The sequence below is a fragment of the Pseudomonas sp. IT-P176 genome, assembly GCF_949767245.1.
GTDB lineage: Bacteria > Pseudomonadota > Gammaproteobacteria > Pseudomonadales > Pseudomonadaceae > Aquipseudomonas.
In genome coordinates this window covers 599,537-620,979 of sequence record NZ_CATKPN010000035.1, presented here as the reverse complement: position 1 = coordinate 620,979, position 21,443 = coordinate 599,537, and the positions used below count along the sequence as shown (strand labels likewise).

The window sequence follows — 21,443 nt, the reverse complement described above, 5'->3', positions numbered from 1 at the left end:
AGATTAGTTGAAGGAGCAGCAATAGCCCGGCCCGACAGCGTATCCATCACGCTGTCGACCAGGGAAGGAGTGGGCGTTAGTCGAGCAGATCCAGTTGCAGGTGTTCGGCCACCGCTTCGGCGGTGACCACCTTGAGTTTCGGCACCCGTCCCAGGCAAGGCGCGGGCAGTCGCTCGGCCAGGGTTGCGAGGTTTTCTTCCAGGCGTGAGGTCTTGGGTTCGATGATATTGGCCACCCACCCGGCCAGTTGCAGTCCGTCGCGGGCAATCGCTTCGGCGGTCAGCAAAGCGTGATTGATGCACCCCAGGCGCACCCCGACTACCAGGATCACCGGCAGGCCCAGCGCCATCGCCAGGTCCGACAGATTATCCTGGTCGGCCAGCGGCACACGCCAGCCACCGGCGCCCTCGATCAAGGTGAAGTCCGCCTGCTTATCGAGGATATGGCGCATCGGCGCCACCAGCGACTGGACCGTCAGCGCAACACCGGCCTCGCGTGCCGCCAGATGGGGGGCGATGGCCGGCTCGAACGCCTGCGGATTAACCTCGGTGTAGGTCAGCGGCAACGAACACTGTGCCAGCAACGCCAGTGCGTCGGCATTGCGCAGGCCCTTGGGCGTCACGTCGCAACCGGAAGCCACGGGCTTGCCGGCCGCCGTGCTCAACCCTGCCAAGCGTGCGGCGTGCAACAGGCCGGCGGCCACCGTGGTCTTGCCGACATCGGTATCGGTGCCCGTGATGAAATACGCTGCGCTCATCGAGGTTTCTCCAATACGGCATAGACCACCTGATACGTGGCTGGCAGCCCTTGCGCCTGACGGAACTGCTCATAGGCGGCGATCAAACCACTGATGCGCGCCCGACCTGTCAGCCCACCTGGCCGACCCGGATTCAGATTATGCGCGCCCAGCGCTTTAAGTTCATGGGTCAAGCTGCGCACGTCCGGATAATGCAGCACATGGGCACACTGCTGCAGGTCCAGCACGTTCAAACCGCTGGCCGCACATAACTGCTGATAGCGGCTGAACTCACGGAACCGATTGACGTGCACCTGGCCGTCGACCTGCCGCCAACTGTCGCGCAGTTCATACAACGTGCCGACGCACAGGCTGGCAAAGGCCAACACCCCTCCCGGCTTGAGCACCCGATAGGCTTCACTGAGTACCGTGGCAAAATCGGCGCACCACTGCACCGCCAGGCTGGAAAACACCAGGTCGCAACTGGCGTCCTGCAGGGGCAGGCGTTCCGCGTCCCCGGCAATGAAATGCTGCGCCCCGCCCAAGGGCCTGGCGTGCTTGAGCATGCCTTCAGCAATGTCCAGTGCCACTCCGGCGCTCGCAGGAAACCGCTCTTGCAACGCTCGGCTGAAATACCCGGTGCCGCAGCCCATGTCTAGCCAAACAGCAGGGACAAAATCTTCCGGTAACCGACGTAACAATTCACTACCCACGTCGCGCTGCAACTCGGCCACGCTGTCGTAACTGGCCGCCGCCCGGGAAAAGGACGCCGCGACCTGGCGCTTGTCGGGCAAACCGCCGGGCAGGTTGGGAAGAGACAAATCAGTCATCACCGCACTCGTGCAAAAAGGCTTGGATCGCCCCCGCCACACCGTGGGGGTCTTCCAGAAGAAACGCATGACTGGCCTGTTCAATCAGACCAATTTCAACATCGGGCAACAGGCTCAACAGCTCGCCCGCAGCCTCGGCCGGCACCAAGCCATCGAGGCCGGCAAACAGATGCAACTGCGGCCCGCGGAAAGCCTGCAAGGCCTTGCGGGTGTCCAGTTGGGCGAGCAGTTCCAGGCCACTCATCAGCACCGCTGGCGCCGTATGGGGGGCACCGCCCAACAACAGCCGCGACAGGCCGCGCGAGTCTTCGGCGCCCTGGGCGCAGAGCAGGCTGAAGCGTTTGAGGGTGGTGCGCGGGTCGGCGTTGCAACCGGCCAGGAACCCGTCGAACGTCTGCGCCGGCATGGCGCTGGACCACTCGGCATGGGCGACAAACGATGGATTGCTCGCCAGCGTCAGCAAGCCACAGCAGCGCTCGCCACGGCGGGCGGCCAGTTCTGCGGCGAGCATCCCGCCCAGTGACCAACCGCCCAGCCAGGCGTCTTGCGGCACACTGGCGTCGAGTTCTTCGAGCCATTCATCAAGGTCGCTGGAGTCCAGCTCCGGCAAGGGTTCGATCTCCACCCGCAGGTGTTCGTCAAGACCTTGCAACGCGGCCGCCAACGGCTCCAGTGGAGAAATACCCAGACCCCAGCCCGGCAACAGAATCAGTCGATCACGCATGGTTCGCCGCCGCTCCCAGATGCTGTACACAATCGGCCAGCCCTTCTAACAATAGCTGCACCTGTGCCTCGCTGTGGGCGGCGGTCAGGGTCACGCGCAAACGGGCGCTGCCGGCCGGCACGGTGGGTGGGCGAATCGCCGTGACCATCAACCCGCGCTCACGCAGCATCTGCGAGAACCGCAGCGCTCGCCCGGCATCGCCGATCATGATCGGCTGAATCGGCGTGGCGCTGTCCATCAGTTCCAGGCCAATCTGTTCGGCACCCTGGCGGAACTGGCGGATCAGCACCTGCAGATGCTCACGTCGCCAATGCTCGCTGCGCAACAACTCCAGGCTCTTGAGGGTCGCGCAGGCCAGGGCCGGCGGTTGGCTGGTGGTGTAGATGTACGGGCGAGCGAATTGGATCAGGCTTTCGATCAACTCTTCGCTGCCAGCCACAAACGCACCGGCCGTACCGAAGGCCTTGCCGAGGGTGCCGACCAATACCGGCACATCTTCCTGGCTCAGGCCGAAATGCTCGACCACTCCACCGCCATTGGCACCCAGCGGACCAAAACCGTGGGCGTCATCGACCATCAGCCAGGCGCCCCTGGCTTTGGTTTCCCGAGCCAGGGCGGGCAGGTCGGCAATGTCGCCGTCCATGCTGAACACGCCATCGGTGACCACCAGGGTATTGCCGGTGGCCTTCTCCAGGCGCCTGGACAGGCTGGCCGCGTCGTTGTGCAGATAACGATTGAATCGCGCCCCCGAGAGCAAACCGGCATCCAGCAACGAAGCGTGGTTGAGACGGTCTTCCAGCACCGTATCGCCCTGCCCCACCAACGCCGTGACTGCCCCGAGGTTGGCCATGTAACCGGTGGTGAACAGCAGCGCCCGCGGGCGACCGGTCAGGTCGGCTAGGGCCTCTTCCAGTTCGTGGTGCGGCGTGCTGTGGCCGATCACCAGGTGTGAAGCGCCACCGCCCACACCCCAGCGTGCCGCGCCCGCGCGCCAGGCTTCAATCACTTGGGGATGATTGGCCAGGCCCAGGTAATCGTTGTTGCAGAACGCCAGCAACGGCTGTCCATCGACCACCACTTGTGGGCCCTGCGGGCTCTGCAGCAGTGGACGTTGACGGTACAGGTGTTCGGCACGACGGGCCGCAAGACGCGCGGCGAGATCGAAAGACATGCAGACCTCGATTAGCGCTCAACCCTGTGGGAGCTGGACCGCACTTCGACAAGAGATATGACTTAAACAGCCGCGTTGTAGAACTGCTCGCTGCTTTTCTGTTCTACCAGCGCCTGCTCGATGGCGGCCTGGTGGACCTCGTCGGCGTGCTCTTCGCGAGCCTCCGGCAAGATGCCCAGGCGCGCGAACAGCTGCATGTCCTTGTCGGCCTGCGGGTTGGCGGTGGTCAGCAATTTGTCGCCGTAGAAAATCGAGTTGGCACCGGCGAAGAAGGCCAGGGCCTGCATTTGCTCGTTCATGGCCTCACGGCCAGCCGACAGGCGCACATGGGATTGGGGCATCAGGATGCGCGCGACGGCCAGCATGCGAATGAAGTCGAACGGGTCGATGTCTTCGGCGTTCTCCAGCGGTGTGCCCGCCACTTTCACCAGCATGTTGATCGGCACCGACTCCGGGTGCTCCGGCAGGTTGGCCAACTGGATCAGCAGGTTGGCGCGATCGTCCAGCGACTCGCCCATGCCCAGGATCCCGCCCGAGCAGATCTTCATCCCCGAATCACGCACATAGGCCAGGGTCTGCAGACGCTCGCTGTAGGTGCGGGTGGTGATGATGCTGGTGTAGAACTCCGGCGAGGTATCGAGGTTGTGGTTGTAGTAATCCAGGCCCGCTTGCGCCAGGGCGGCGGTCTGGTCCTGGTCGAGCCGGCCCAGGGTCATGCAGGTTTCCAGGCCCATGGCCTTGACGCCTTTGACCATCTCCAGCACGTAGGGCATGTCTTTGGCCGAGGGGTGTTTCCACGCCGCGCCCATGCAGAAACGGGTCGAACCGATGGCCTTGGCACGAGCGGCCTCTTCCAGGACCTGCTGCACTTGCATCAGCTTTTCTTTTTCCAGGCCGGTGTTGTAGTGACCGGACTGCGGGCAATATTTGCAATCTTCCGGGCAAGCACCGGTCTTGATCGACAGCAGGGTCGAGACCTGGACGCGGTTGGCATCGAAATGCGCACGGTGCACCGTCTGCGCCTGGAACAACAGGTCATTGAAAGGCTGAACGAACAGCGCTTTAACTTCGGCCAAAGACCAATCGTGACGCAATTTGGCGGTGATGCTGGCGCTCATCGGCTCATTTCCTTTCTTATGCTTTGGCACGTACCCCGGGAAAAACCGAATTCCCACAGGCACAACACGGATGTTTCAGCATATTTAAGGAAGAGTCATGCGCTGTCAACCACAGTACGAAGGGCCGGTTTACATCTGGTTAAAAAGCACACAACAATGTTTGCTCTGCAACGATCCAGCCGACACCCCGCAGCCCATTTGCCAACCCTGTGAAACCGAACTGCCCTGGCTGGTCGAACATTGCACGGTCTGCGCATTGCCCCTGGCCGTCAGCGGCCAGGTCTGCAGCCAGTGTCTGAGCACCCCTCCGGCCTTCGCACAAGTGATCGCGCCCTGGTCCTATAGCTTTCCGGTCGATAGCTTGATCACCCGTTTCAAGCACTCGGCGAACTGGCCCTATGGCCGCCTGTTGGGCGAACTTCTCGGACAATTCGTGCAACATTGCTTCGATGAAGGTTTGCCCCGCCCCGCCGCACTGGTGCCGGTACCGCTGGCACGCCAAAGGCTTCGCGCGCGAGGTTTTAATCAGGCGGCGATGCTGGCCAACTGGCTTAGCGCCAGCTTGCAGATACCCTGCGAGGAACACCTGCTCCAACGCATCCACGACACCACCGCGCAGCAGGACCTCAGCGCCAGGGCGCGCCAGCAGAACCTGCGCAATGCCTTCGCGCTGACCCCGCAGGCAGCTATCAAAGGCCGGCACCTGGCCTTGGTCGACGATGTGCTGACCACCGGCGCCACCGCCCAGAGCCTGGCGCGCCTGTTGATCGACGCGGGCGCCAGCCGCGTCGATGTCTATTGCCTGGCGCGCACCGCAAAACCCGGCACCCCAACTTGACTCCGACGCGCCGAGCCGCCAACGTCCGAGTCCATCACCCGTACTCGCAGCGCAGATCATGTCCTTGCCTACTTTGTTGTCTCAACACATTGTCCGTCGCCCGCAACGCATTGCGCTGCTGCAGCACATTGCCGAACAGGGTTCGATCACCCGCGCCGCGAAAAGCGCCGGGCTGAGCTACAAGGCGGCGTGGGATGCCATCGATGAACTCAACAACCTGGCACAAAAGCCCCTGGTGGAGCGCAGTGTCGGCGGCAAGGGCGGCGGTGGCGCGCGACTGTCCAGCGAGGGCGAGCGCGTGCTGCGCCTCTACCTGCGCCTGCAGGCCTTGCAAGCGCAGGTCCTGGAGGCGGCAGAAGATGCCAGCGACCTCGACCTGCTCGGTCGCTTGATGCTGCGCACCAGCGCCCGCAACCAGTTGCATGGCACGGTCGCCGGTATCGAGGCCCAAGGGCGCAATGACCTGATCGCCCTGACCCTGGCGGGCGGCCTGACCCTGCACGCGCAAATCACCCACGACAGCACCCAGCATCTGGACCTGCAAGCCGGCACCGAAGTGGTCGCGCTGATCAAGGCCGGCTGGCTCGAGCTGCTGGCGAGCGAACAAACGCCTACGCCTGGCTATAACTCCCTGAACGGTACGATCGAGCAGATTCTCGACGCCGAAGACGGCCCCAGTGAGGTGCGAATCGCCCTACCCAACGGTCAAACTTTGTGCGCCCTGGCCGAGCCATTGCACCTGCGGAGCAACTCCCTGCTGATTGGCAAACCGGTGCGGGTGCAATTCTCCCCTGCCAACGTGTTGCTCGGCACACCGCTGTGAACCGCTGAGCACTGCAATATTTGTGTCATCAACGCCCCTTATGGTGACTGCCAAAACCAGCAGGGAGCCTGATGTGAGCCTATTAGAAGAAAACCAAGCCACCGACCTCGAACAAATCGTCGGCCTCAGCCGTCGCGGTTTTATCAGTGCCGGTGCGCTGTGTGGTGCCGCGATGTTCCTCGGCGGCAACCTGTTGAGTCGTAGCGTACTGGCCGCCAGCGTCAGTGCCGCCAACAGCAAATTGCTGGGTTTTGCCAGTATCGCCGCCGCCACCAGTGACACCATCAGCCTGCCGGCAGGCTACACCTCATCGGTATTGATCAGTTGGGGCCAACCCCTGCACAAGGACGGCCCGGCCTTTGACCCCAGTGGCAACGGCACCGCCCTGCAGCAGGAAGCCCAGTTTGGCGACAACAACGATGGCATGAGCCTGTTCGCGTTCCCGGACGACGACAACCGCGCACTGATGGCCATCAACAACGAATACACCAACTACCGCTACCTCTACCCCCACGGCGGCATGCCGCAGTCGGCCGAAGAGGTGCACAAGGCCCTGGCGTGCGAAGGCGTATCGGTCATTGAAGTGCAGCGCCAGGACGGCCAATGGCACTTCGTCCAGGGCTCGCGCTACAACCGCCGAATCCACGGCAACGCGCCCATTCGTGTCGGTGGCCCGGCCGCCGGGCACGCCTTGTTGCAGACCAGCGCCGATCCCAAAGGCCTGAATGTGCTCGGCACGTTCCAGAACTGCGCCAACGGCAAGACGCCCTGGGGCACCTACCTGACCTGCGAAGAGAACTTCACCGACTGTTTTGGCAGCAGCAACGCCGATCAGAAGTTCGACGCCGCACAAAAGCGCTACGGTGTAGTGGCGACCAGCAAAGAGATCAACTGGCACCCCCACGATCCGCGTTTTGACCTGGCGAAAAACCCCAACGAGCTCAATCGCCACGGCTGGGTGGTGGAAATCGATCCGTTCGACCCACAGTCGACCCCGGTCAAACGCACCGCCCTGGGCCGTTTCAAGCACGAAAACGCCGCCCTGGCCGAAACCCATGACGGGCGTGCGGTGGTGTACATGGGCGACGACGAGCGAGGCGAATTCATCTACAAGTTCATCAGCCGCGACAAGATCGACCACCAGAATCCCAAGGCCAACCACGACCTGCTGGACCATGGCACCTTGTACGTCGCCCGTTTTGATGCCGGCGACAGCAACCCCGATCACCCCAAGGGCCAGGGCCAGTGGGTCGAACTGAGCCACGGCAAGAACGGCATCGACGCCAGCAGCGGCTTTGCCGATCAGGCCGAGGTGCTGATTCACGCGCGCCTGGCGGCCAGCGTGGTTGGCGCAACGCGCATGGACCGCCCGGAGTGGATTGTCGTCAGTCCGAGCGACGGCCAGGTCTATTGCACCCTCACCAACAACGTCAAGCGTGGGGAAGAGGGGCAGCCGGCGGGCGGACCGAACCCGCGGGAGAAGAACGTCTACGGGCAGATCCTGCGCTGGCGCACCGAGGGCGACGACCATGCCTCGCCGGCGTTCGCCTGGGACCTGTTCGTGGTTGCCGGCAACCCGACACTACACGCTGGCACGGCCAAGGCCGGCTCGTCGAACATCACCCCGCAGAACATGTTCAACAGCCCCGATGGCCTGGGCTTCGACCAGGCCGGTCGCCTGTGGATCCTGACCGACGGCGACTCCAGCAATGCCGGGGACTTTGCCGGCATGGGCAACAACCAGATGCTCTGCGCCGACCCTGAAACCGGGGAAATCCGCCGCTTCATGGTCGGCCCGGTAGGTTGTGAGGTCACAGGCATCAGCTTCTCGCCCGACCAGAAAACCCTGTTTGTCGGCATTCAGCACCCCGGCGAGAACGGCGGCTCGACCTTCCCCGAGCACCTGCCCAACGGCAAGCCGCGCTCCTCGGTCATGGCCATCCGCCGGGAAGACGGCGGGATCGTCGGCGCCTGACCCAGGCCATTCGCGAACCGGCTCGCCTGCACAGCCAACTGTGCGAGCCGGCTCGCGATGCCATCTGCACAGCCCCCACCTATCTGCGTCCGTCTGCGCTACCATGCTTGGCCGGACGCGGCAGCCTGCTGCGCGCAGGAGTCAGCATGTCTCACCCGTTTGAAACACTTACCCCCGATCTGGTGCTCGATGCCGTTGAAAGCATCGGCTTTCTCAGCGACGCCCGCGTCCTGGCACTCAACAGCTACGAAAACCGCGTGTATCAGGTCGGCATCGACGACAGCGAGCCCCTGATCGCCAAGTTCTATCGCCCTCAGCGCTGGACCAACGAAGCCATTCTCGAAGAACACCGCTTCACCTTCGAGCTGGCCGAGTGTGAAGTACCGGTGGTGGCGCCGCTGATTCACAATGGCGAAAGCCTGTTCGAACACGCCGGTTTTCGTTTCACCCTGTTCCCGCGCCGTGGCGGCCGTGCCCCGGAGCCGGGCAATCTCGACCAGCTCTACCGCCTGGGCCAGTTGCTCGGGCGTTTGCACGCGGTGGGCTCGACCCGCCCGTTCGAACACCGCGAAGCACTGGGGGTGAAGAATTTCGGCCATGACTCGCTGAACACCCTGCTCGAAGGCAATTTCGTACCGCGCAGCTTGCTGCCCGCCTACGAGTCAGTGGCACGCGATCTGCTCAAGCACGTGGAAGAGGTGTACGCCAGCACGCCGCACAAGAACATCCGCATGCACGGCGACTGCCACCCCGGCAACATGATGTGCCGCGATGAGATGTTCCATATCGTCGACCTCGACGACTGTCGCATGGGCCCGGCGGTGCAGGACCTGTGGATGATGCTTGCTGGCGATCGCCAGGAATGCCTCAGCCAATTGTCGGAGCTGATGGACGGCTACCGCGAGTTCCACGACTTCGACCCGCGCGAACTGGCGCTGATCGAGCCGCTGCGCGCCCTGCGCCTGATGCACTACAGCGCCTGGCTGGCCCGTCGCTGGGACGACCCGGCATTCCCCCGCAGCTTCCCCTGGTTCGGCACCGAGCGTTACTGGGGCGACCAGGTGCTGGCGTTGCGTGAGCAATTATCGGCGTTGAACGAAGAGCCCCTGAAACTCTTCTGACCGCAGGCCCAAGGTGGGAGCGAGCCTGCTCGCGAAAGCGCTGGCTCATTCAACAAATCTGTTGAATGTTGATCCGCTATCGCGAGCAGGCTCGCTCCCACATTAGTTTTGTGGTTTAACCGGTATCCAACCTGTTCAGATAAGACATCCAGCGACAAATCTCCTTACAATCCACTCTTTGTTAGTTGCCTAAGCAAGGATTCTGCATGCAAGCCGCCAACCCGCGTCGCGGTTACATCCTGGGCCTGAGTGCCTACATCATCTGGGGCTTGTTCCCGCTCTACTTCAAGGCCATCGCCAGCGTACCCGCCGTGGAAATCATCATCCACCGGGTGCTGTGGTCGGCGCTGTTCGGCGCGCTGCTGCTGATGGTCTGGAAACACCCGGGCTGGTGGCGCGAACTGCGGGAGAACCCGCGCCGCCTGGCGATCCTGGCCCTGAGCGGGACGCTGATCGCGGCCAACTGGCTGACCTACGTCTGGTCGGTAAACAACGGGCGCATGCTCGAAGCCAGCCTCGGCTACTACATCAACCCGTTAGTGAACGTGCTGCTGGGCATGCTGCTGCTCGGTGAGCGCCTGCGTCGCATGCAGTGGCTGGCCGTTGGCCTGGCAGCCGTAGGTGTGGCGCAGCAGGTCTGGCAAGTCGGCAGCCTGCCCTGGGTGTCGCTGGTGCTGGCATTGACCTTCGGTTTCTACGGCCTGATCCGCAAGCAGGCGCCGGTCAAGGCCCTGCCTGGGCTGGTAGTGGAGACCTGGATGCTGGTGCCGATTGCGGTCGCATGGCTGCTCTTCAACCCGACCGCAAGTAGCGCCCAAGCTGAATTCTGGACCACCTCCGAAGCCTGGTGGCTGGTGGCGGCCGGTCCAGTGACGCTGGTGCCGCTGGTCTGCTTCAACGCCGCCGCCCGGCACCTGCCCTACACCACCCTGGGCTTCCTGCAATACCTGGCGCCGACCCTGGTGCTGTTGCAGGCAGTGCTGCTGTTTGGCGAACACCTGTCCTCCAGCACCCTGGTGGCCTTCATGTTTATCTGGGCTGGGTTGGCGGTCTACAGCGTCGATGCCTGGATCAGTTTGCGTCGACGCAACTGATCAAAAAACGCACAACAAGCTGCAAGCCACGGTGTACGTGGCCTGCAGCTATCCTTCCCAAGGTTATCCACAACCTGATCCCCGCCGTTTGTGCACAAGCCCTTGAAACTGCTGGTTTTTTGACCAATATCCCGTAGGCCACGGCCCGCCTGCGCTGCAGGCCTGTCTCTACAGGTTATCCACAGGCAGGTGCAGGTTTTTCTTGGATAACCCTACCTGCGCCTACGGATCGCTACGCAACACCAACTCCACCATCAAGTCATCGGCCAGGGTTTCCAGCCGCGACTGCAGCACGTCCAGCGACAGGGTCAAGGGCACCGCAAGAATGGCTTCGGCATGAAACAGCGGTTCACTGCTCATGGGTGCTGGCCGCACCTCGGTCACCAACCGCTCGAGGTTGACCCCTTGCTCACTGAGCAGGCGGGTAATGTCGCGCACAATTCCCGGACGATCGTTACCTACCAACTCCATGGCAATCGGCTTCCAGGTGCAGGACTGTTCGATCCCGCTCTCGGCAATCAATACCCGAATCCCGTGGCTGGCCAACGCCTGCAGCGCATCCACCAGTTCGTCGTAGGCCTCGGCCGGCACCCCCACCCGCAGGATCCCGGCAAATTGCCCGGCCATCCGCGACATGCGGCTTTCCAGCCAGTTGCCGCCATGTTCGGCGATACATTGGGCAATGCGCTCGACCTGACCGGGTTTATCCGGGGCGAATACCGTGAGTACGAGGTGGTCCATGGCGCAGCCCTCTAGTCATGACTTTTGTTCTGGAAAGGCAAGTATAGGCAAGGGGCTGGTGATGCTCGGCCGCGATGCGTCGGTGAGTCGATTGCCGGTGATTGGCGCGACAGCGGAAACCCTGAAAACCACAAATCGTGTACAACTTTTTATATTTAGCTGGAACAATCTCATGGTTTTTTGAGAACATCCCGTGCCATGACGTGACTGCAATGCGTCATGGGGTCGCAGAACGACGTAATTAGTCTAATTTTCACAACCGCAATTCATCATGTAGTATGCCGCAGCGCGCACTACATAACGTTGGATCGATGTCTGCCGCAGGCCCAATCGCAACCCTGAAAGCCCCGTCAGCAAGGCCTCCAAGCCGTTGATTGGTCCCGCCCAGCCGCCCTTTATGGCATGTACTGGTAGGGCGGTTTGTGGTTTAAATGGCCAGTGGCTTCATTGTCATAATTGAAGAGCTGAAAAGCGAAATAGCTGAGCAGAGTGAGGCAAGCAATGACTGAACACGTTCAAGTCGGTGGCCTGCAGGTCGCCAAAGTCCTGTTCGACTTCGTGAACAACGAAGCCATTCCCGGTACCGGCCTCACCGCCGATAAGTTCTGGGCCGGAGCCGACAAGGTCATTCACGACCTGACCCCGAAGAACAAAGCCCTACTCGCCAAACGCGATGACTTCCAGGCGCGTATCGACGCCTGGCACCAGTCCCGTACCGGCCAAGCACACGATGCTGTGGCCTACAAAGCCTTCCTGCAAGACATCGGTTATCTGCTGCCAGAAGCGGCCGATTTCCAGGCTACGACGCAAAACGTCGACGAAGAAATCGCCCGGATGGCCGGCCCGCAACTGGTGGTGCCGGTGATGAACGCCCGCTTCGCCCTGAACGCCTCGAACGCTCGCTGGGGTTCGTTGTACGACGCGCTCTATGGCACTGACGCCATCAGCGAAGCCGATGGCGCGCAGAAAGGCAAAGGCTACAACAAGGTCCGCGGCGACAAGGTCATCGCCTTCGCCCGCGCCTTCCTCGACGAAGCCGCACCGCTGGCCGCCGGCTCCCATGTCGACTCCAGCCGCTACGCGATCGTTGCTGGCAAGCTGGTGGTCAGTCTCAAGGGCGGCAGCAACACCGGCCTGCGCAACGACGCGCAATTGATAGGTTTCCACGGCGACGCCGCGGCACCGACCGCAGTGTTGCTCAAGCACAACGGCCTGCACTTCGAAATCCAGATCGACGCCAGCACCCCGGTCGGCCAGACCGACGCAGCCGGTGTCAAAGACGTACTGATGGAAGCGGCGCTGACCACCATCATGGACTGCGAAGACTCGGTCGCTGCCGTCGATGCCGACGACAAAGTGGTGATCTACCGCAACTGGCTCGGCCTGATGAAGGGCGACCTGTCGGAAGAAGTCAGCAAGGGCGGCCAGAGTTTTACCCGCACCATGAACGCCGACCGCACCTACACCGCGCCTGATGGCAGCGAACTGAGCCTGCACGGCCGCTCCCTGCTGTTCGTGCGTAACGTCGGCCACCTGATGACCATCGATGCGATCCTCGACAAGGACGGCAACGAAGTTCCGGAAGGCATCCTCGACGGCCTGGTGACCAACCTGGCGGCGATCCACAGCCTCAACGGCAACACCACCCGCAAAAACAGCCGCACCGGTTCGGTCTACATCGTCAAACCGAAAATGCACGGTCCTGAAGAAGCGGCGTTCACCAACGAGCTGTTCGGGCGCATCGAAGACGTCCTCGAACTGCCACGCAACACCCTCAAAGTCGGGATCATGGACGAAGAGCGGCGCACCACCATCAACCTCAAGGCGTGCATCAAGGCCGCCAGCGAGCGCGTGGTGTTCATCAACACCGGCTTCCTCGACCGCACCGGCGATGAAATCCACACCTCCATGGAAGCCGGCCCGATGGTTCGCAAGGCCGACATGAAGGCTGAAAAATGGATCGGCGCCTACGAAAACTGGAACGTCGATATCGGTCTGAGCACCGGCCTGCAAGGCCGCGCGCAAATCGGTAAAGGCATGTGGGCCATGCCCGACCTGATGGCCGCCATGCTCGAGCAGAAAGTCGCTCACCCACTCGCCGGTGCCAATACCGCCTGGGTGCCGTCACCGACTGCTGCCGCCCTGCACGCCCTGCACTACCACAAGGTCGACGTGTTCGCCCGCCAGGCCGAACTGGCCAAGCGCACCCGCGCCTCGGTGGACGACATCCTGACCATCCCGCTGGCGGTGAACCCGCAGTGGAGCGCCGAGCAGATCAAGAACGAACTGGACAACAACGCCCAGGGCATTCTCGGTTATGTCGTGCGCTGGATCGACCAGGGTGTCGGTTGCTCGAAGGTCCCGGACATCAATGACGTTGGCCTGATGGAAGACCGTGCGACGCTGCGTATCTCCAGCCAGCACATCGCCAACTGGCTGCGCCATGGCATCGTCACTGAAGATCAGGTGATGGAAAGCCTCAAGCGCATGGCGCCGGTGGTTGACCGCCAGAACGCCAACGACCCGCTGTATCGTCCGCTGGCACCGAACTTCGACAGCAACATCGCCTTCCAGGCGGCGGTCGAACTGGTGATCGAAGGCACCCAGCAGCCGAACGGCTACACCGAGCCGGTCCTGCACCGTCGCCGGCGTGAATTCAAGGCTGCCAATGGCCTCTAAGTAAGCGCTGACGCCGGACAAAAAAAGGCCCTGATCGACAGATCAGGGCCTTTTTTCGTGGTGCCGGGTGTGACTGGTTAGAGCGACATGCCCAGCTCATGCCTGACCAACTCCAGCAACTTGCCGGTATCGATCGGCTTGAGCAGGAAGTCCACCACGCTCATGTGCATGGCCGCAATCGCGTCCTGCACGTCGGCCTCGCCGGAGACAATGATGATCGGCAGTGCGGCCCGGACCGATTCACGCACCTGGCGGATCAGATCCAGCCCATCGACATGCCCCATGCGCAGATCGGTGATCACCAGGCCGATCGAGGGGGTTGTCTCCAGCAGCTTCAGCGCGCTTTCGCCACTGGCGGCGGTCATGCACCGAATGCCGGCAAGGGCCAGGAACTGCTTGAGCAATTCGCGGGCATCCTGGTCATCATCGACGATCAATACCCGCTGGGCCGGTAAATCCGGCTCAAGCATGATTGCACTCAGCGCTTCACGCTCGGCATCGCTCAAAATATCGTGGTCGGACATAGGTCACTCAACAGTTTCAGATCGTTCCCCTAGCACAATTATCTGACATCGCTAAGCAGTGCTTAAATGTGCGCTTCGTCGGATACTTTTCCAAGAGGGTCGGGCAAAGGTTTTAGGTACCCATGACGTAGGACCGCTCCGAGTTTTTTAATCGAGGTCCCGCGACCTAGACTTACGTCCAATGGGCACCCCGTGCGCAGGGGCCGACCATGCAGATACCCCAACAACAATAAATCGAAAAAGACTGCGGTCATGGTTATGAGTAAAACGGACGCCTTCACCCAGGCTGGGAAAACCGCGGTGTTGCAGAACATCCAGGGCACCTTGCAGTTCCTGCAGCGGTTCCCGCCGTTCAACCAGATGGAACACGCGCACCTGGCATACCTGGTGGAGCAGTGCCAACTGCGTTTCTACGCGCCTGGCGACAGCATCATCAAGCCGGCCGACGGCCCGGTTGAGCACTTCTACATCGTCAAGCAGGGCCGAGTGGTGGGCGAACGTCCGCATAGCGCCAAGGGCGGCACTGAAACCACCTTCGAAATCACCACCGGCGAGTGCTTTCCCCTCGCCGCGCTGCTCGGTGAGCGGGCGACCCGCACCGAGCACCTGGCGGGCGAAGATACCTTTTGCCTGCAGTTGAACAAGCTGGCGTTCATCAAGCTGTTTGCCCTTTCCAGCACCTTTCGCGACTTCGCCCTACGCGGCGTCAGCAGCCTGCTGGACCAGGTCAACCAGCAAGTCCAGCAGAAGGCCGTGGAAACCCTCGGCACCCAGTACTCACTCAACACCCGCCTCGGCGAACTGGCGATGCGCCACCCCGTGACTTGTAGCCCGACCACGGCCCTGCGCGAAGCCGTGACCCTGATGCACGAGCAACAGGTCGGCAGCATCGTGATCGTCGACGAACACAAGGCCCCCCTGGGGATTTTCACCCTGCGCGATTTGCGCCACGTGGTCGCCGACGGCACTCGCGACTTCGATCAGCCCATAGCCCGGCACATGACTCAGGCGCCGTTTTACCTGAGCCCGGACCACAGCGCATTCGACGCGGCCATTGCCATGACCGAACGGCACATTGCCCACGTCTGCCTAGTCAAGGACCAACGCCTGTGCGGCGTGGTCTCCGAGCGCGATCTGTTTTCCCTGCAGCGGGTCGACCTGGTGCACCTGGCACGGACCATTCGTAACGCGCCACGGGTCGACAACCTGGTGGCGATTCGCGGTGAGATTGGTCAACTGGTCGAGCGCATGCTCGCCCACGGCGCCTCCTCGACCCAGATCACCCAAATCATCACCCTGCTCAACGACCACACCGTGTGCCGGGTGATCGAGCTGACACTGGCGGAAAAGGGCGACCCGGGCATCCCCTTCAGTTGGTTGTGCTTCGGCAGTGAAGGCCGCCGCGAGCAAACCCTGCACACCGACCAGGACAACGGCCTGCTGTTCGAGGCGCGCGATGCTGCCCATGCCGCCGAGATCCGCGGCCGGCTACTGCCCATCGCCCAACAAATCAACCACAGCCTGGCGCTCTGCGGCTTCACCCTGTGCAAGGGCAACATCATGGCCGGCAATCCCGAGCTGTGCCTGTCCCGAGCCGAGTGGGCCAGGCGTTTCGCCGCCTTCATCCGCGAGGCCACCCCGCAGAACCTGCTGGGCTCGAGTATCTACTTTGACCTGCGGGTGGTTTGGGGCGAGGAGCAGGGTTGCGCGCAACTGCGTCGAGCCATCCTCGACCAGGTAGCCGACAATCGCCTGTTCCAGCGCATGCTGGCTGAGAATGCCTTGCGCCAGCGGCCACCGGTGGGGCGTTTGCGCGAGTTCGTGCTGAGCAAAAAGAGCGGCGAAAAAGCCACCCTCGACCTCAAGGTGCAGGGCCTGACGCCCTTCGTCGACGGCGCGCGCCTGTTGGCCCTGGCCAACGGCATTGAAACCAACAACACCCTGGAACGTTTCCGCGAGCTGGTGGCCAAGGAAATCATCGAGCCCCTGGACGGCGCTGCCTACGAAGAGGCCTATCACTTCATCCAGCAAACCCGCATGCAACAGCATCAGCGCCAGAGCCGCGAGAACCTGCCCTACTCCAACCGCGTCGACCCGGACAGCCTCAATCACCTGGACCGGCGCATCCTGCGCGAATCCCTGCGCCAGGCCCAACGCCTGCAAAGCAGCCTCAGCCTGCGGTACCAGCTATGAGCCTGTTTTCCTGGCTGCGTGCGGCCACCCCGACCCTGACCCTCGAACAGCAACAGCGCCTGGCACAACTGCCCAGCGCACCGACCCTGGACGATTGCAGCCTGCGCGAGCAACGCTGGGTGGTGCTCGACCTGGAAACCACCGGCCTGAACCTGAGCAAGGACCTGGTGCTGTCCATTGGCGCCGTGGTCATCGAAGATGGCGCGATCGATTTCAGCCAGCAGTTCGAGCGCACCCTGCAACGCCACGCACACAAACTCGGTCCCAGCGTGTTGCTGCACGGGCTGGGGCCGAGCGCGATTGCCGCCGGCAGCGATCCGGTGGACGCCCTGCTGGACTTCATGGAGTTTGTCGGCGACAGCCCGCTCCTGGCCTTCCATGCCCCCTTCGACCAACACATGCTTGGCCGCGCCTTGAAGGACAGCCTGGGTTATCGCCTGCAACATAAGTTTCTTGATGTTGCCGACATGGCTCCACTGCTCTGCCCCCAAGCGCACATCCGCGAAGCCGGCCTGGATGACTGGATCAACTGGTTCCAGTTGCAGATCTTCGAGCGCCACAACGCCAGCGCCGACGCCATGGCCACGGCCGAGCTGGCGTTGATCCTGTTCAGCCGGGCGCGGGCGCAACAGATTCACAGCCCGCTGGAGCTGCAACAACGGCTCAGCCAGTGGAAGCGACGCCAGCAAAAACACTCCTTTTAATCCAGCTTTCGGCACAATCGACCCGACCAACGCCAATTGCGCACGGGCATGGGCTCTGAGACAATCGCGAATAATTCTCGTTAGTTTAAACGTGTATTCGGTGAAGCCATTTGTCGTCAGTCCAAAGCCCTCACAGTGAACTGGTTGGTGCGTTGTATCGCGACCATCGCGGTTGGCTATTGGCCTGGCTACGGCGCAACGTGGCTTGCCCCTCCAAAGCCGAAGACCTGAGCCAGGACACCTTCGTCCGCTTGCTCGGGCGCGAAGCGTTCAAGCAGCCCCGCGAACCCCGAGCCTTCCTGGTGGCGATCGCCAAGGGCCTGCTGTTCGACTATTTCCGTCGCGCCGCGCTGGAACAGGCCTACCTCACTGAATTGATGCTGATCCCCGAAGGCGAGCAACCCTCGGTGGAAGAACAGCAACTGATCCTCGAAGACCTCAAGGCCATCGACCGCCTGCTCGGCAAGCTGTCGAGCAAAGCCCGCGCCGCCTTCCTCTATAACCGCCTCGACGGCCTCGGCCATGCCGAAATCGCCGAGCGCCTGGGCGTCTCCGTGCCACGGGTGCGGCAGTACCTGGCCCAGGGCATCCGCCAGTGTTATGTGGCGCTGTACGGCGAGCCCGCTTGAGCCCGCTCAGCTCCAAGCCGGTCTCGGCGCGGGTACTCGACGCCGCCATCGCCTGGCAACTGTCTCTCGATTCCGGCGCCGGCAGTGCGGTGGAACGCGAGGAGTTCGCCAAATGGCACGCCGCCGATGAAGAACATGCTCGCGCCTGGCAGCAACTGGGCATGCTCGATCAACGCTTCAGCGTGGCCAGTGGACCGGGTCGGGTAGCGCTGCTGCAATCGCGTGAAGGTATCCGGCGCCGGGTGCGCAAGCTGGGCAGCGGGATCGCCAGCGTCCTGCTGGTGATCGGCCTGGGATTGTTCGCCAGCGAACGCTACCTGCCCCTCGACTATTGGCTGGCCGACCAGCGCACCGCCACCGGCGAGCAACGCACCCTGCGCCTCGCCGACGGCACGCTGATCAACCTCAACACCCACAGCGCGCTGGACGTGCGTTTTGATGAGAAGCAGCGCCGGATCGTCCTGCAGGAAGGGGAAATCCTCATTGAAACCGGACACAACGATACGCGCCCCTTCATCGTCGAAACCCGCGACGGCCAGATGCGCGCCCTCGGCACCCGGTTCCTGGTCAAGCGCGAAGACCACGGCACGCGCCTGAGCGTGTTGCAGTCCGCGGTGGCCGCACGCCCCGAGACCCTGGCTGACGAACAGATTCTCAAGGAAGGCCAGCAGGTGCTGATGCAGCGCGACGGCCTCGGCCCGCTGCTGGCGCTCAACCCCGGCAGCGACGCCTGGACTCGCGGCATGCTGGTGGCCGACAACGTCCGCCTCGAAGACCTGGTCCACGAACTCGATCGTTATCGCCCGGGCCACCTCGGCGTCGATCCGGCCGTCGCCGACCTGCGGATCACCGGCAGCTTCCCGCTGCACAACACCGACCTGGCCCTCAGTGCCCTGCTGCCGACCCTGCCAGTGCAGATCGAGCAGCACACCTCGTGGTGGGTCACCGTGGTCGCCAAACCCTGAGGGTTGAGGACAGCCCCGGTAACCGGGGCTATTTTTCCTGAATCGAAATTATTTCGATCCGCCCCTATCACTTTTTCAATCTCGTTCGGCACATAGGCAATTGAGAAATATTTCCATTCAGGAGCCGCCGTATGTCACGTTCGCTAGACACCTTGTTGCGCCCCAGTCTGTTGGCCCTGGCCATTGCCTTCGGCACCCCGCTGACCAGCACCCTGCTGGTGGCCGCTGAACAGACGTCCAGCGTTCGCGCCTACAACCTGCCGGCCGCACCCCTGGCCAGCACCCTGAACCAGATCGCCAGCCAGGCCGGCCTCGCCTTGAGCCTCAACCCGTCGCTGGCCGCCGGCAAGACCTCCGCCCCAGTCAACGGCCAGTACGACGCCGCCAGCGCCCTGAGCCAAGCCCTGCGCGGCACCGGCCTGCAACTGGAACAAAGCAGCGCCGGCACCTACAGCCTGGTGGCGGTTCCCGAGGGCGTGATGGCGTTGCCGGAAACCAGCGTGATCGGTATCGAAGGCAGCGAAAGTGCCTGGGGCCCAGCCGCCGGTTTTGTAGCGACCCGCACCGCTGCCGGGACCAAGACCGACACCGCCATCGTCGAAGTGCCTCGCTCGATGACCGTGATCACCCGCGAGCAACTGGATGAGCGCCAGGTGCTCAACCTCAATGACGCCCTGCGCTACACCGCAGGCGTACAGAGCAGCGGCTACGGCTCCGACTCCCGGGCCGACTGGCTGCGCGTACGTGGCTTCGACCCCTCCCAGTTCCTCGACGGCCTGCCACTGCCCAAGGGTTCGTTCTCCAACCCGAAAGTCGAACCCTGGAACCTGGAGCGCATCACTGTACTGCGCGGCCCGGCCTCCTCGGTCTACGGCCAGACGCCACCGGGCGGCATGCTCGACATGGTCAGCCGCCGTCCGCAACTCGAAAGCGCGCACCAGATCGAAGCCCAGGCCGGCAGTAACGAACATAAGCAGATCAACTTCGACAGCACCGGCAAGATCGACGACGAAGGCCAGTTTCTCTACCGCGTCAGTGGCGTGGTGCGCGACAGCAATGCACCGGTCGACCACATCCCGGACAAGCGCTACAACATCGCCCCAAGCCTGACCTGGAACATCAATGAAGATGCGAGCCTGACCTTCATTTCCCAGTACACCCGCGACGACACCGGCATCACCGGTCAGTTTTTGCCGCTGCAGGGCACCAAGCTCGGCTCACCGGCCGGCGATATTTCCCATCACAAGAACCTGGGCGAGCCGGACTGGGACTTCTATGACCGCACCTACTACGCCCTGGGTTATGCCTACGAACAGCGCCTGAACGACGTCTGGCAATTCCGTCAGAACCTGCGCTACACCAAGAGCGACCTGGAATTCCAGGCGGTCAACGTAGCCACCTTCAACGAAGTCGACGAGGCTGGCAACGTCAACCGCGAGTCGGGCATCGTCAACGAAGACATCAGCCAGTTCACGGTCGACAACAACTTCCAGGCCGACTTCGACACGGGTGCCATCCGCCATACCCTGTTGCTGGGCCTCGATCACCAGCGCGCCAATACCAACTACCAATGGCTGTACGGCATGGGCGTGCCACCGATCAACGTCAACAACCCGATCTACGGCGCGGACATGTCGGGCGTCACGTACTTCGCCATGCAGGACTACAACCAGAAAACCCACCAGACCGGCCTCTACGTCCAGGACCAGATGGCCCTGGACAACTGGCGCCTGACCCTCGGCGGTCGTGAAGACTGGGTGCACACCGGCACCACCTTCCATAACAACAACGATGTCACCAATACCCAGCGCGACAAGGCCTTCTCCGGCAACGTCGGCCTCAGCTATGTGTTCGACAACGGCGTGACGCCATACATTTCCTACACTGAGTCGTTCCAGCCGAGCATCGGCGCCAACGTCTCGGCCACCGAGGCGTTCAAGCCGACCGAAGGCCACCAGTACGAAGTCGGCGTGAAGTACCAGCCAGTGGGCAGCAAGAGCCTGTTGACGGCGGCGGTCTACGACCTGCGCCAGGAAAACGTCAGCGTCACCGAAGGCAGTATCACCCGCCAGGTTGGTGAGCTGAAGGTCCGCGGGCTGGAGCTGGAAGCGACCACCGAGGTCACCGACAACCTCAAGGTGATTGGTTCCTACACCTACACCGACACAGAAATCAGCAAAGGCCTGGAGAGCGAAGTCGGCAACCGCATGGCGCTGATTCCGCGCAACCAGGCCACCCTGTGGGCTGATTACACCTGGCACGCCGGCGCGCTCGACGGCTTCGGCGTTGGAGGCGGGGTTCGCTACGTTGGCGACACCTACGGCAACACGGCCAATACCGATGTCGCCCATGTCAGCTCCTACACCGTGTATGACGCCGCCGTCCATTACGACCTCGGTCGCCTGGACAAAACCATGAAGGGTGTCACGGTCGCCGTCGAAGCCAAGAACCTGTTCGACAAAGACTACCTGGCCAACTGTGATGGCTACTGGTGCTACTACGGTGATGAGCGCAACGTAGTCGCCAGCGTCAACTACAAGTTCTAAGCCGCACCCCCTGATTGAAGGGCCACCCGTAC

Annotated in this window: 19 protein-coding genes; 12 read left to right on the top strand and 7 right to left on the bottom strand. The window is 62.5% G+C overall.

Annotation, left to right across the window (positions count from 1 at the left end; genetic code table 11):
* Positions 1-76: 76 nt before the first annotated feature.
* The 5 genes from bioD to bioB form a co-directional block, all read right to left on the bottom strand.
* Complete coding sequence (gene bioD / locus ACM6IP_RS08920) at positions 77-757, bottom strand: dethiobiotin synthase (RefSeq protein WP_159998261.1); 681 nt, start codon at positions 755-757, stop codon at positions 77-79.
* On the bottom strand, positions 754-1,566 hold the full coding sequence (gene bioC, locus ACM6IP_RS08915; RefSeq protein ID WP_401125649.1) for a malonyl-ACP O-methyltransferase BioC: 813 nt from the start codon (positions 1,564-1,566) through the stop codon (positions 754-756). Before bioC ends, bioD begins: the two co-directional genes overlap by 4 nt.
* Positions 1,559-2,290 (bottom strand): alpha/beta fold hydrolase, encoded by a 732-nt coding sequence (locus ACM6IP_RS08910; protein WP_095164293.1) that lies wholly within the window; start codon positions 2,288-2,290, stop codon positions 1,559-1,561. The genes bioC and ACM6IP_RS08910 overlap by 8 nt, the downstream gene beginning before the upstream one ends.
* A complete protein-coding gene (gene bioF / locus ACM6IP_RS08905; RefSeq protein ID WP_414861306.1) occupies positions 2,283-3,461 on the bottom strand; it encodes an 8-amino-7-oxononanoate synthase in 1,179 nt (392 codons plus the stop codon). The genes ACM6IP_RS08910 and bioF overlap by 8 nt, the downstream gene beginning before the upstream one ends.
* Before the next feature lie 62 nt (positions 3,462-3,523).
* Positions 3,524-4,579: a biotin synthase BioB gene (gene bioB / locus ACM6IP_RS08900; protein ID WP_095164297.1), complete on the bottom strand. Its 1,056-nt coding sequence runs from the start codon at positions 4,577-4,579 to the stop codon at positions 3,524-3,526.
* 97 nt (positions 4,580-4,676) lie between these two features.
* Here bioB and ACM6IP_RS08895 point away from each other — a divergent pair, with 97 nt between their 5' ends.
* From ACM6IP_RS08895 to rarD, 5 genes are all read left to right on the top strand, one after another.
* A complete protein-coding gene (locus tag ACM6IP_RS08895) occupies positions 4,677-5,417 on the top strand; it encodes a ComF family protein (protein ID WP_414861305.1) in 741 nt (246 codons plus the stop codon).
* A gap of 58 nt (positions 5,418-5,475) precedes the next feature.
* On the top strand, positions 5,476-6,240 hold the full coding sequence (locus ACM6IP_RS08890; protein ID WP_414861304.1) for a TOBE domain-containing protein: 765 nt from the start codon (positions 5,476-5,478) through the stop codon (positions 6,238-6,240).
* Positions 6,241-6,313: 73 nt separating this feature from the next.
* The gene (locus ACM6IP_RS08885; protein WP_414861303.1) at positions 6,314-8,215 is read left to right on the top strand and encodes a PhoX family protein; all 1,902 of its coding nucleotides are present in this window, start codon (positions 6,314-6,316) and stop codon (positions 8,213-8,215) included.
* Positions 8,216-8,361: 146 nt separating this feature from the next.
* On the top strand, positions 8,362-9,336 hold the full coding sequence (locus ACM6IP_RS08880; RefSeq protein ID WP_414861302.1) for a serine/threonine protein kinase: 975 nt from the start codon (positions 8,362-8,364) through the stop codon (positions 9,334-9,336).
* A 206-nt stretch (positions 9,337-9,542) separates the two neighbouring features.
* The gene (gene rarD / locus ACM6IP_RS08875; protein WP_182342661.1) at positions 9,543-10,430 is read left to right on the top strand and encodes an EamA family transporter RarD; all 888 of its coding nucleotides are present in this window, start codon (positions 9,543-9,545) and stop codon (positions 10,428-10,430) included.
* 222 nt (positions 10,431-10,652) lie between these two features.
* Here the strand turns inward: rarD and ACM6IP_RS08870 are convergent, their stop codons facing one another.
* The gene (locus ACM6IP_RS08870; RefSeq protein WP_095164307.1) at positions 10,653-11,171 is read right to left on the bottom strand and encodes a glycine cleavage system protein R; all 519 of its coding nucleotides are present in this window, start codon (positions 11,169-11,171) and stop codon (positions 10,653-10,655) included.
* Here ACM6IP_RS08870 and ACM6IP_RS08865 point away from each other — a divergent pair.
* On the top strand, positions 11,170-11,355 hold the full coding sequence (locus ACM6IP_RS08865) for a hypothetical protein (RefSeq protein WP_414861301.1): 186 nt from the start codon (positions 11,170-11,172) through the stop codon (positions 11,353-11,355). The two genes, ACM6IP_RS08870 and ACM6IP_RS08865, sit on opposite strands and share 2 nt — an antisense overlap.
* Positions 11,356-11,672: 317 nt before the next feature.
* On the top strand, positions 11,673-13,850 hold the full coding sequence (locus ACM6IP_RS08860; protein WP_414861300.1) for a malate synthase G: 2,178 nt from the start codon (positions 11,673-11,675) through the stop codon (positions 13,848-13,850).
* Positions 13,851-13,927: 77 nt separating this feature from the next.
* Here the strand turns inward: ACM6IP_RS08860 and ACM6IP_RS08855 are convergent, their stop codons facing one another.
* Positions 13,928-14,374 (bottom strand): response regulator, encoded by a 447-nt coding sequence (locus ACM6IP_RS08855; protein WP_095164311.1) that lies wholly within the window; start codon positions 14,372-14,374, stop codon positions 13,928-13,930.
* 252 nt (positions 14,375-14,626) lie between these two features.
* Between ACM6IP_RS08855 and ACM6IP_RS08850 the strand changes: the two genes are divergently transcribed.
* The 5 genes from ACM6IP_RS08850 to ACM6IP_RS08830 all read left to right on the top strand — a co-directional run bounded on the left by ACM6IP_RS08850 (position 14,627) and on the right by ACM6IP_RS08830 (position 21,411).
* Positions 14,627-16,567: a putative nucleotidyltransferase substrate binding domain-containing protein gene (locus ACM6IP_RS08850; protein WP_414861299.1), complete on the top strand. Its 1,941-nt coding sequence runs from the start codon at positions 14,627-14,629 to the stop codon at positions 16,565-16,567.
* Complete coding sequence (locus tag ACM6IP_RS08845) at positions 16,564-17,271, top strand: PolC-type DNA polymerase III (RefSeq protein WP_159998279.1); 708 nt, start codon at positions 16,564-16,566, stop codon at positions 17,269-17,271. Before ACM6IP_RS08850 ends, ACM6IP_RS08845 begins: the two co-directional genes overlap by 4 nt.
* A 110-nt stretch (positions 17,272-17,381) precedes the next feature.
* Positions 17,382-17,900: an RNA polymerase sigma factor gene (locus ACM6IP_RS08840; RefSeq protein WP_095164315.1), complete on the top strand. Its 519-nt coding sequence runs from the start codon at positions 17,382-17,384 to the stop codon at positions 17,898-17,900.
* A complete protein-coding gene (locus ACM6IP_RS08835) occupies positions 17,897-18,865 on the top strand; it encodes a FecR domain-containing protein (protein WP_414861298.1) in 969 nt (322 codons plus the stop codon). Before ACM6IP_RS08840 ends, ACM6IP_RS08835 begins: the two co-directional genes overlap by 4 nt.
* Before the next feature lie 131 nt (positions 18,866-18,996).
* Complete coding sequence (locus ACM6IP_RS08830) at positions 18,997-21,411, top strand: TonB-dependent siderophore receptor (RefSeq protein WP_414861297.1); 2,415 nt, start codon at positions 18,997-18,999, stop codon at positions 21,409-21,411.
* Positions 21,412-21,443: the final 32 nt, after the last annotated feature.